The organism is Nocardia sp. NPDC127579, from assembly GCF_042672005.1.
In the GTDB taxonomy this organism is placed as follows: domain Bacteria; phylum Actinomycetota; class Actinomycetes; order Mycobacteriales; family Mycobacteriaceae; genus Nocardia.
Genome location: NZ_JBHXVZ010000001.1, coordinates 388637 through 399889, shown reverse-complemented (window position 1 = coordinate 399889; position 11253 = coordinate 388637). Strand labels below are relative to the sequence as shown.

At 66.3% G+C, this 11253-nt stretch carries 13 protein-coding genes; 11 read left to right on the top strand and 2 right to left on the bottom strand.

All coding sequences use genetic code 11. The features are described from left to right. Positions 1-5: 5 nt before the first annotated feature. A complete protein-coding gene (locus tag ACFVMC_RS01970) occupies positions 6-584 on the bottom strand; it encodes a YbaB/EbfC family nucleoid-associated protein (protein ID WP_379206003.1) in 579 nt (192 codons plus the stop codon). Position 585: 1 nt separating this feature from the next. Continuing rightward, positions 586-1251 carry a hypothetical protein gene (locus ACFVMC_RS01965; RefSeq protein WP_379206001.1) on the bottom strand — a complete coding sequence of 222 codons (666 nt, stop codon included), beginning with the start codon at positions 1249-1251 and terminating at the stop codon, positions 586-588. Between the two features lie 284 nt (positions 1252-1535). Here ACFVMC_RS01965 and ACFVMC_RS01960 point away from each other — a divergent pair, with 284 nt between their 5' ends. From ACFVMC_RS01960 to ACFVMC_RS01910, 11 genes are all read left to right on the top strand, one after another. Continuing rightward, positions 1536-3245 carry a hypothetical protein gene (locus tag ACFVMC_RS01960; protein WP_379205999.1) on the top strand — a complete coding sequence of 570 codons (1710 nt, stop codon included), beginning with the start codon at positions 1536-1538 and terminating at the stop codon, positions 3243-3245. Further along, the gene (locus ACFVMC_RS01955; protein ID WP_379205997.1) at positions 3246-4016 is read left to right on the top strand and encodes an ESX secretion-associated protein EspG; all 771 of its coding nucleotides are present in this window, start codon (positions 3246-3248) and stop codon (positions 4014-4016) included. A gap of 182 nt (positions 4017-4198) precedes the next feature. Continuing rightward, positions 4199-5788: a hypothetical protein gene (locus ACFVMC_RS01950; RefSeq protein ID WP_379205995.1), complete on the top strand. Its 1590-nt coding sequence runs from the start codon at positions 4199-4201 to the stop codon at positions 5786-5788. Positions 5789-5799: 11 nt separating this feature from the next. Continuing rightward, a complete protein-coding gene (locus tag ACFVMC_RS01945) occupies positions 5800-6588 on the top strand; it encodes an ESX secretion-associated protein EspG (RefSeq protein WP_379205993.1) in 789 nt (262 codons plus the stop codon). A 49-nt stretch (positions 6589-6637) separates the two neighbouring features. Then, entirely contained in the window at positions 6638-6952 is a 315-nt protein-coding gene (locus ACFVMC_RS01940) for a hypothetical protein (protein WP_379207759.1), read from the top strand. A 17-nt stretch (positions 6953-6969) separates the two neighbouring features. Beyond that, on the top strand, positions 6970-7263 hold the full coding sequence (locus ACFVMC_RS01935; protein WP_379205991.1) for a YbaB/EbfC family nucleoid-associated protein: 294 nt from the start codon (positions 6970-6972) through the stop codon (positions 7261-7263). Positions 7264-7387: 124 nt separating this feature from the next. Next, complete coding sequence (locus ACFVMC_RS01930; RefSeq protein WP_379205989.1) at positions 7388-7729, top strand: type VII secretion target; 342 nt, start codon at positions 7388-7390, stop codon at positions 7727-7729. Beyond that, positions 7729-9090: a hypothetical protein gene (locus ACFVMC_RS01925; protein WP_379205987.1), complete on the top strand. Its 1362-nt coding sequence runs from the start codon at positions 7729-7731 to the stop codon at positions 9088-9090. Before ACFVMC_RS01930 ends, ACFVMC_RS01925 begins: the two co-directional genes overlap by 1 nt. A gap of 12 nt (positions 9091-9102) precedes the next feature. Beyond that, positions 9103-9399, top strand: coding sequence for a PE family protein (locus ACFVMC_RS01920; RefSeq protein WP_379205986.1), 297 nt, complete (start codon positions 9103-9105; stop codon positions 9397-9399). Positions 9400-9416: 17 nt separating this feature from the next. Then, positions 9417-10394 carry a PPE domain-containing protein gene (locus ACFVMC_RS01915; protein WP_379205984.1) on the top strand — a complete coding sequence of 326 codons (978 nt, stop codon included), beginning with the start codon at positions 9417-9419 and terminating at the stop codon, positions 10392-10394. Further along, positions 10391-11179, top strand: coding sequence for an ESX secretion-associated protein EspG (locus ACFVMC_RS01910; protein ID WP_379205982.1), 789 nt, complete (start codon positions 10391-10393; stop codon positions 11177-11179). Before ACFVMC_RS01915 ends, ACFVMC_RS01910 begins: the two co-directional genes overlap by 4 nt. Positions 11180-11253 lie beyond the last annotated feature (74 nt).

The window sequence follows — 11253 nt, the reverse complement described above, 5'->3', positions numbered from 1 at the left end:
CACCATCACCAGGAGACATCGGTGGCGCGGCCGAAGCCCCCGGGCCGAATCTCTTCGTACTGATCGCCGGTGTCCTCGGGTTCGGGGAGGGGCAGGTCATCCGCGCTCGTGGTCTGCAGGACCGAGGCGCGCGATTCCGCCGGCGACACCGTATCGGCGTAGTCCGGCCGGGGGGATTCGTCGATGGTGGGCAGTTCGGTGGTCACCGCCTGCGGGCCCGGTATCATCGCGGCGATCTCGTCGAAGTCGGTCATCACATCCGCGAGATCGCGCCCGGCCGCCGCGCCGAGCACCGGCTGGAAGATCTCGGTATTGCGCTGTGCCGCTTGCCGTTGCGCGTTCTGCACCGCCTCGGTAGTGGCCCGCGCAAGCTTCTGCCGTCCCAGGTCGATGGCGCCGGGGGCGAATTGGATGTCCAGCACGCCGCCGTCGGCGTTGACCGTCACTGTGACCAGGCCGTCGGCGGCGGTGCCGTTGACGATCAGCTCCGCTCGTTGCCGCTGCGCCTGGTTCAGTGCCTGGATCTGCTCGCTCAGGCCGGCGAGCATCTGCTCCTTGATGAGTTCCCTTGCCCGATCCCGCATTTCACACGCTGTTCGGGTCGGTCGTCGGCTCGCCCTCGGCCGGGGCCGCCTGTTCGGCTGCCGCCTGCTCGGACAGGGTAGCGATAAGCTCGCCGATACCCGTTGTCGCACCGGCGATTCCGGATATGGACTGACTGGCGAGTGAGGCCAGTGCCGAAACGGTCTGGGATGTATCGCCGGATTGCTCCGGCGTCGGCTCGGTGGTCGAAGCGGTGGACTCGGTGCTGGGATCTGCCACTTTCCGAACGGGTGATTCCACGGAACGTGTTGCTGACATGGCACTTCCGGTAGAACCGCTGCCACTGGGCCCGCCGCCAGCAACCGCGCTGGTGTTCGCGTGCGTGATGAGATCGTCGGTGTTCGTCACCTCCATCTCGTCCACAGCGCTCGCCGTATCGGTCAGGCCGCCGCCGGCCAAGTCGAGATTTTCGGCAGTGGTCTCGGTGTTGGCCAAGACGTTCGTGCTGCCCTCGTCGAATCCCGGCTGACCGTTGGATCCGAACCGGAACGCCTCGCCGAATTTGTCCTGCCCGGCAGCGGAAGCGATCTTGGCGATCGCGTCGGCGGCGATTCGATGCGCTTCGCGCAACTCCTCCGCGACCCCGGTCAGCGTCGTCGCGGATGTGCGCAGCAGGGCCGAGTCGGCCTCGATACTTTGACCCGACATGGTCTCACAACCTCACTCCGAAAACATGGGCCGGTGATCGACTGCATGACAGCGCCCGCCCACCGCCGTCCTCCGATGATGGCAGATCCGGGGCGGACTGAAAGCCTTTCTCGGAGCACTTAACCCGAGCTTGAGGTACGCACTCCCGCGTGCCCCTTGAACCATGGTCTTGCCTCGGGTGATGCCGAAAAGCGTTCGTGCGGTGCGGGGTATCGATGTAATCATCGGGGGCACAGGAGGCAGCTGTGCACGGCTGAACAGACGAGTCCGGAGGAATTGTCACCATGGGGGACGGAACGAATTCATTGCAGAGTCTGGCGTCCACCGGCGGCATCGTGCTGAAACTTCAGCCCGATGTCTTCGAGACGTTGTTCGGGCATTGCAGCGAAGCGATCGGGCGGATGCGGGCGGTCCAGGAGAACACCCTGTTCATCTCCACGAACAGTTCGTTCGACAGTATCGGATTCAGCACCCCGATCGTGGAGAAGTACGCCGAGCGAGGCCGCGCCCTGGAAGGTGTTCTGGGCGAGCACATCGACATACTGAACGGGCTGGTGGACGCATTCGTTGCCGCGGAGAAGGCCTATCTCGGTGCCGAGGCCGCCTCGATCGAAGGGCTCGGTGGGATGCCGACCGATGCGGGAGGTTTCACCGTTCCTGCAGCAGAATCGGGAACGATCTCCGATCTCGACTCTGACTTCGGGCTCGTATCCGAGCACGAGGGGTTCGAAGTCGAATTCGAGTCCTACGGTACGGGCGCAGTCCTCGATGCCGAATACTGCATCCCCGACGTCGAGGTATACCAGTCGTTCGAGACCGGCATCTATGCGCAGTCGGTCGCGGACAAGGGCAGCAGATGGCGAGGGCTCGCCACCTACCTCAACGACGCGTTCCAGCCGCTTCGCGAGGAGCTGGCCACCCTCGAAACAAAATGGGACGGCCCCGGGAAGGAGCAGGCCGTCAAGGCTACCCAGGGATATGCGAAGTCGGCAGGCGAGCTCACCGCTTCGATGCGCATCATCGGAAACCACATGGACTACGTCGCCGCTTGGCTCGCTGAGACGAGTAGCGCTATAACGCGATACTCGCAGTGGGAGGAGGATGACGACGGCACGCGGAAGTACTGGATCGGAAAGCGTTCGGAGTACGAGAGTCGCCCCGAGAAGCCGGAGTATGGGGGCTGGTGGTCCGAAGAATACGCAGACTATCTGTACCACTGCTTCGAGCGCGATCCGTGGAACCCGTCCACCTATGACCGTGAACTCGAAGCGTACGAAGAAGATTACAAGAAGTGGAACAAGAACCTCCTCAAGGAGCGTGAGCTGCTCGAGGAGCAATGGACACCGGTTACCGGCGTCTACAAGGAAGGTGTCACCACGTCCGGCGCCGAGATACCGAAACTTCCGACACCGAAGTCTCCGTTCGGTGAATCGTCGGATTCGTACGGCGGAACGGGTGGGCCCGGGACCTCCGGCGGGGCGGGACCAGACGTTACTTCTTCCGGGGGCTTGCGGCCCGACCGGGGTTGGCAGGCGCCGGATGCAGACAATCCCACGGGCCAGAGCCCGGCCGGCCAGGTGCCCAGCCTCGGCCAGTCCGCTGCCAGCGGCCTGCCCTCGGCAACGAATGGGTCGAAAGAGCCCGGGGCCGAATCGAAATCGCCGCGGACGATGGCCGCCGGCGCGGGGCCGGTCAAAGCTGCCGGCGCTGGCAGTGGGGGCGGCGCGGGAAGCAGTCCCGGCTCCGCACCAGCTTTGGACAAGTTCGCGAAGATGTTCCCCCGCGCGGATGTTGCCGGTGTGGGCACTGCGCTCGGGCGGGCCGGGGCGGCCTCGGCGAGTGCCATGCCTGGCTCCCCGGGCCCTGCCGGCGCAGCCGGTGCCGGACGGGGCGACAACGACCGGCAGCACAAGCGGAACGAAGCTCTCGATTCGAAGGCTCATCTGGACGAGCTCATCGGCAAACAACTCGTGGCACGGCCGGTCACCGAGTAGATGACCGGAAGCTGGACATTCACCGACCTCGAGTTCGCGATGCTCTGGGAGATGGTGAGCAGCGACTTCCTCCCGGCGCCACTGGTTTTCGCCAGGCGCTCGCCGCTCGGCGACGGCCATCGGCGCGAGAAGCGGGAAATAGCCGCGCATTCGAACACATCATCCGATCAGGCGCTCCGTCACCTCTTCGAAACCATTGCACGGCCGGACATCCGGATTACAGTCAGCGGCTGGCACGGCGAGAGCGCCGAGGACCTCGATGGGCGGATCCGCATCCTCGCGGCGCGCCGAAGTTCCCGCGGATACCGGGTCGGCCAGGCGCCGGACGGAGGTATCACGGTCGACGAGTGTGACGCACTCGCTCTGGGGCGCATGGTCGCGGAAGCACTTCCCGATTGTGTGGCAGGCAGCGTGCCCAGGCTCGTCCTGGAGCCACCGGCGTCCCTGCGCGCCGGCCTCGATCTCGGATTCCGTCAGCCACTCAGCCACGAGTGGACCGAGGACCCCGACCGGGATAAATTGCAGTTCTTCCTGGCCTCTGCCAAGGTCGGCGCGGGCACGATCGAAATTATCCAGGGGACTTCACGATTCGGTTCCCGAGGCATCACCAGACGTGAGCTCGCCTGGCGCGACCTCGCGAACGACGGCCGCTACGCGCTCACCGGCAGCCGGCCCCCGATCGCGATCGCCATCGACTCCCACCGCCTGACCGGCCTGATCAACACCGAGATCGCCGAGGTGGTTCGCGCTATCAAGGACGAACGATCTTAGACCGGCGAAGGTGTCGCCCGAGGCATCCGACCGACCTGTCATTCGATCGATGACCATCAGGTCAAGAGTTTCCAAATTGTTGGGGAGTTTCGTTGTGACAGTGCGATGTCGATGTCACTATGTGCGCGCGGAAGGACTTTGTGCGCAGGGTCGCTTCAGGCGCATCAGGGAGGAGAAGCGCGATGGGTGACGAGAAGCCGGCTGCCTGGGTGGATCTGGCTGGGAATGGATCGCTCGAGATGCGGCCGGAGAAGCTACTCGGCCTTGCCGAGATGTGCGTGTCGGTTACCGACGCGGTCCTCGGCGCTCAGAAGTTTGTCGGGGATGTACTCCACCTCGACCCGTTCAGCTGCTTAGACCACGGTGCGAAACTGGCCGGGCGCTTCAACGACCGAGGCTCGGAGTTGGACGGTTTTTTGCGAGACCACATCACGATCCTCGGCGATATGGCGCAGGCGTTCATCACCGCTGGCAAGTTGTATGCGGGCGCCGACAGCGCTTCGGCAGCGGATTTCGACGGGATTGTGATTCCGACCGAATCTACCCACGATTGGTCGTCGCCGCCGCCGGAGCAGTTCGCCAAGAAAGACTTGAATTACACGTTCTTCCTGGAATCGCCGTTGCTCGTGAATGGCGGGATTGTCGGTGAGTTGGAGCAGTGGCCGTCGATTCTCGAGTCGGGCAACGCGGAGAACCTGCATCATCAGGGGTTGTCCGATCTGCATGACAGTATCGATGCTTCGCGTGTCTACTATGCCGCCGACGTGTGGTATTGGATCGCCGACGAACTCGCCGTTGCTTCCGAGGCTTTCATCAAAGGCCTGGGAGATGCCATGGCTGGTGGCTGGACAGGGCTAGGTGCTGCTGCGGCGATTCCAGCTACCCAGGCATACATCGACGACTTCGAACTGCTGCGTACCGGCATGTACTCGACAAGTTATACACTCGCGTACGCGGCCGATTGTCTCTCTCAGACTTGGTTCGAGACCGCTGACGCGAAGATGCCGGAATCCGACTTCGGCAAACGCGATGTTGCGCAATACCCTGACACCGAAATGCTCAATCGAGTTCGGCGAGGAGTGAACGATTGGTATTGGGGACACGAATCAGGTCATATCAGCGTGCACCACGCAGATTCGATGATCCCGAAACTGATGCCGCCGACCAGTCCGGTACGCGGATCTCTAGACACCACTGATGGCGATGGGCCAGGCTTCGGCCCGAGCCCCGGTCCCGCGAGCATGGGTCCCGTGAGCACGGGGGACTTCGCCTCGCCCGCAGCTGCCCTGCGGGAGGCGCCGGGAAGCGGTGGCAATACATCGAGTGGCGGGCTCGACGGACTTTCCGGCCTCGGCCAAGCACTTCAGCAGGCTGCGGACGGCGCAAAAGACGTGCGGGGAGGCGGTAAAGCGCCGGATAGTTCCGCGCCGAACGTGATGGCCGCGAGTGCTCGTCCGACCGGCAGCGGGCCGAGTAGTGGACCAGGCGGTGGTCTCGGGAAGGACCTCGGAAAGCTGTCGAGCAACTTCCCGCGAGCCGGTCAATTCAGTACGGGGCTCGGCGGGGCGTCGTCGATGCGGGCGGGCGCTACGAGCAGTGGTGCGACGCCCGGGACGCCGGGTGCGGCCGGAACGCCGGGGCGTGGTGGCGGCCGGGACGAGAACGAGCGGAAGCGCCCGGATTATCTTGCCTCCGAGGAACATATCGAGGAGGCGATCGGTGACCCGCAGGTAGTGGCCAGGCCCGTACTCGATGTGGATGTGGCGCCGTAGAGATCTCGGAAATGATGGCTGACGCTTGGCATTTCACCGACCTGGAGTTCGTGGCGGTCTGGGAATCGTTGCGGGAGGGCGCGATTCCGCCGCCCTTCGTATTCACCAGTCGCACCCCGCTGCACGCTGATTTCACCCGGGAGAAGAACGAGGCGCGGGCGCGGATACGTGAACGCTGGGGTGATGCGTTGGATCCGGTGCTGGCTGTGCTCGCGCACCCGGATATCAGGGTGCTGGTACAGGGGTGGAGTGGCGGCGATCCGGCCGATCCGGCGGGGCGGCTCTCGGTGCTCGGTGTGCGGCATGGCCACCAGGGCTACCTGGTGCAGCAGACGCCAGGCGAAACCATCTGGCACAGCCGGGCATTCACCATCGCCGAATGCGACGCGGTTCATCTGGGTGCGGCGGTCGGTGGCGCGCTGCCGGAGTGCGCGGCGGGCAAATGGAATCGCGTGGTGCTGGACTCGGCGGCTGCGCGGCCCGACGTGGACTACGTCTACGGGCGCTCGCTCGCCCACGAATTGACCTTCGACCCCGATACCGAGCGGCGTCGGCGGTTCGACAAGATGCCCGAGGTCGGATCGGGGCGGATCGAGATCAGCCAGGCCAGATCCAGATTCGGCCCGCGTGGAGTCACCCGTCGCAAGCTGGGCTGGCGGGACCTGGAAGGGGATGGGCGCTATGCCATCACCGACGGCAGACCACCGGTGGCGATCGCCGCCGACCCCAAACGCCTGATCTCCCTGATCAACGCCGAGATCGCCGAGGTAGTACGCGCGATCAAAGATGAGCGGGTGTGAACGGTGCGGGTCGGGACCTACACTGGCCGACAAGGATGAGAGGTACGTGATGTCCACAGCGGCGAATATCAGCGGCACGATATCGGTGCAGACCACCGAGCAGGGGTTGCCGCTGGCGCTCTCGGTGGAGGCGAGTGAGTTGCGGCGGGATCCGCAGGAACTGGCGAATCAGATTCTGCGGTTGTGCCGGCAGGCGGCGGATCGGGCGGGGCTGGCGCGGCGGGAGGAGCTGGCGGCGGCGGGGCTGACGAACCAGCAGCTCGCGTTGACGGGGCTGCCGAAGCCGGAGGATGTCGCGGCGCGGGAGTGGGTCGAGGAAGAAGAGTACGACGAAGAGCCGCAGAGCTGGTTGAGGGAAGCCTGATGAGTACCAACCCGGTGATGGACGAGATCGAGGCGCGGGCGCAGCGGGCGCTGAACCGGTTGCGCGATCTCAGCGACGAGATGGCTGAGGTGCGTGAGCGCGAGTCGTCGGAGGACGGGGCGGTCACCGTCGAGGTGGACGGCAGCGGGGCGCTGCGGGACTTGCGATTCACCGGTGCGGTGTCGCGAATGTCGCCAAGTGAATTCGAGCAGGCTGTAGTGACCACCGCACATCGCGCGGCGGCGAAAGCGATGGCGCGGATGGGTGAGCTGATCACCGAGTTCAATGAAGAATCCGCAGCTCAAGCCTAGTGTCGCACCAAAGATTTACCCGTTCTTAAGGAGTTTCACCCGAATATTCACTGCGCGACTGATCCGGTGATCCGGTAGATTCGATCTGGACGTTCCAATCATTTTCGCGCAGAGGGTGTTTCCGATGCCTAACGGTTTTGACATCAATCCCTGGCCCCATGTGGCCGCCGAACCTGACGCGATTCGGGCCTACGCCGCTTCGGCGGCGGGGATGGCCGCCAGCGTGGCGAGTGCCGGTTCGGTCAATCAGGCGGCCACCATGGCCGCGGCGATCCCGGTGTTCGGTTTGATCGGCCAGGATTTTCTCGCCTCCTTCGCGGTGGCGCAGGCCAATCACCTCACCTCGGTCGCGGAGCTCGCCTACGTGCACGGCATGACGTCCGTCACCTGCCAGCAGGCTGCTACCGAATACCAAGTGACAGACGGACTCTCGGGCGCCGACATCAATCTGGCCGGTAACGCCTGATGTCGGACCTGGTCGATCAGTCGGTAATGGATCTGCTGCGCGAAAGCGCGCTGGGTCCGATGTTGGACCGGCCGGTGAACTCTGTCCTGCAGGACATGGGCTTGCCGCAGCTGCCCGAAATCCCGCCGCTGCCGCCGATTCCGGGGCTGCCGCCGCTGCCGGTGATCGATCTGTCCCTGCTGGCCAAGCCGCTCACGGATCTGGCCGCCACCTTCGGTACCGGCCAATTCCCCGCTCCCGCACCGGCTGCCGCACCCGCGGCAAACGGTGATCCGGCCGCGCAACCTGCGCCGGCCGCGGCGCCCGTCGTCGATCCGACCGAGGTGCTCAGCCAGGTATCCAGTGTCGTGTCGACGGTGGTTCAGCTGGGCGGCACGGCGCTCACCATGGCGATGCAGCTGTGGCAGAGCCAGGCCGCGTCCGAGGCCGAGAACAAGGGCAAGGAAGCGCAGAAGGACGGCGAGAAGATCGCCACCCAGGCCGCGCAGGAGTCCGCCGGTGTTGCCTCTGCCGCGACCTCGGTCGCCATCGGCGGCGCGACCATGGCGGCCATCATCGCCAAGTACATGGCGCAGGTCACCGCGTCCGCGCCGTTCCTGGCGCTGCCGGGCGGCCAGGCCTTCCTGGTCGCCTCGACCATCGAGACCATGATCGAGGCCACGGTGACGGTCGCCAAGACGCGCGCCGAGATGACGGCGCACAGCGCCGAGATGACGGCCACGGGCCAGAAGGTGCCGGTCACCGACGCGCCCAAGGGCATGGATCAGACGCAGATGCTCTCCATGCTCATGCAGATGATCCCCACGCTGACCAGCACGCTGAAATCGGGTATGGAATCGGCTGTCTCGCTGCACAAGACGCTGAGCCCGGCTCCGGTCGCCGCCAACCCGGATCTGGAGAAGGACAAGGCCGAGAAGGCGGAGCTGGACAAGAGCTTCGCCAAGTCCGGTGGTGGCGGCGGGCTCGGCGGTGGCGGCGGTGCGCTGGCCGCCGCGGCGCGCCAACTCGCCCCGTGGGCCGATGGCCGCACGGCGGGCAACCTGGGCGCCGCCGGCGCGAACGGCCTCGGCAATCCGGCCTCGGCGATGCAGGCGGGCGCCAGCTCGGCCGCACGCGCCAGCACCGCCTCGACGGCTTCGTCGGCCGGCGCCTCGCCGGGCATGATGCCGATGGGCGCCATGGGCGCGGGTGCGGGTATGGCTCGGGGCGATGAAGCCTCGGCCGGGCTGCGCAGCGAACTGGTGTCCTCCGCGCACGGCAACGAGGTGGTGGGCGATATCGAAGGCGCCTCGCTGCCCGTGGTCGGCGCGGCCAACGCCGATGGACTCAACGAACCGCCGGACCAGGCACTCACCCTCTGATAGGAGGACGTCATGGAATTCGATCGCGTCGGGGCAGTCAAGTCTGCCACCGCACTGGACGCCCTCGCGGACCGGCTGGAAGCCGATCTGAAGGCCAATACGCCCGCACTGGCCGTGGAAGCCGCTGGGCTGGACGAAGTTTCACAGCGGGCCGCGCAGACCCTGCGCGGTGTGGCCGCCTCCTATGACGAAGCCGCGACCGCGGGTGTTCTCGAACTACGCAAACTCGCCGCCGCGCTGCGTTCGCAGTCGCAGTCGCTGGTGGCGATGGACTCCGAGAACGCCGCTGGTCTCGGGGCTTCGGCCTGACGCGAAGCGGGGGACATATGGTCGAACCGCCGATCCCTGGCTTCACCGGTGTGGTCTGGGAAGCCAGGCCAACGGAGAAGCTCGCCCAGGACCTGACCACCGGTCGTGGCGCGCTGCCGATGACCGAGGCCGCCCAGGCATGGACTCGCCTGGGCGTGAGTTTCGGTGCGGCGGTGCCCGAATACGACCAGATCATCCGGTCCATCGGCGAATCCTGGAGTTCGGAGACGAGCCCGGAGATCATGGACCGCATCACCAAGCTGCGGGAGTGGATGGTGGAGGCGGCCGGTGCCGCCGCCCAGAACGCCACCAAGACGGGTTCGCAGGCGCTGGCCTACGAGGTGGCCCGATTGGCGATGCCGCATGTCGCCGAGATCGCCGCCTTGGAGGAGGCGAAGAAATCGGTGGAGGCGATCAGCGCCGGGATGGGCGCGCCGTTGGTCGGCGCGGCCGCCGAGATCGACGCCGAGCAGGACATGGCCAAATCCAATGCGGCCCGGATCATGCGCGTCTACGAGGAGGCGACCAAACCGCTCGAGACCCCGTGGACGCAGACCACGCCGCCGGTGATCGCCAACAGCACCGCCCTGGACGCCGAGCGGGCCGCGGCCGAAATCCGGCCGAGTGCGACACTGCCCGCGGCGGGAGTGCCGCTGTCCTTCGCCGCGGCTTTCAGCCGGGTCACCGCGCAGCCGCGGGCCAAGAGCGCCTACACCACGCAGGCCGTGGCCACCGCGACCGCCGAACCGACTCCGCTGCCGGTGGAAACGGCTCCGGTCGCCGGGGATTCGTCGTCGGCGAGCCGCATGGGCGCCCCGGCCGCCCTGGCCCCCACCGCGGGCATGCAGGACGAGGACCGCACCCTGCGGGCCGGCGCTGCCTCCGCTCAGCCGGACAAACCGTTCGAGGTCGAAGCCGGATTCGCCGCTGCCCCAGCGGTGCTCGGCGCCGCCGCCGAACCCGCGCCGAAAGCTACGGCACCGGGGGCGGCATGACGACGATGACCAACGACGGCCTGCTGGCGGTCTCCGACCTGATCGGTGTGCAGACCCTGCCGCTGGTACTGGGCGTCGGGCCACAGCAGGACACGGTCGAAGCCTGGCAGGCGGCGCGCGACCAGGCGGTCGCCGAGCTGCGTGCGACCGGGCTGGTCAACGTCTACGACGATGTCGCCGCCGACCTGACCGACGCGCTGTTCATCCTGGCCAATCCGGACCGTGAGCTCGCGGCCCGGATCTACACCGAGTCCGGGGTCCGGCAGGTCTGTGTGGCGCGCAAGGGAGTTCAGCACGCGCTGGCCACTCGCGTCGGCGACACCTTCGAGGTGAGCACCATCTGGTGCGATGGCAGCGGCCGGGCGCTGGCCCGGCCGGTGCTCGACGCGCTGGGCCGTGCGGAGGCCGCCGATATCCCGAGTATCAGCGCCCCGGTCGACGAATTGCGTGAACGGCTGGACGAGGCAACGCAATCCGGCCACTACGCCGATCTCTTCTATGCCCGCGGGGCGGACGAACGCGAAGCCGTCGAATTCGGCCTAGCCATGTCCACCTGCCAGGCGCGCGCCGAAATCGTCGCCTATGCCTACGACGACGGCGTGACCACCAGAACGTCCGGAGCGGTAGCGGTTTACGACACCTCGCGTGGTCGGATCGCCGCCAGCCCCGGCGCTGCGCCGGACCTGCGGGTCTGGTCGACCTTCACCCCGGGTACCGATCACCGGATCGCGGAGGCGATCTCGGCCCTGATCGAAACCCTGCCCGGAGGAAGGTGGATGCCCTAGTTAACGCACCGGAATTCACCGACCGAACCACCGCGGCGGCAGCGCAGCGGAATACCGAAAAACACCGACATGGA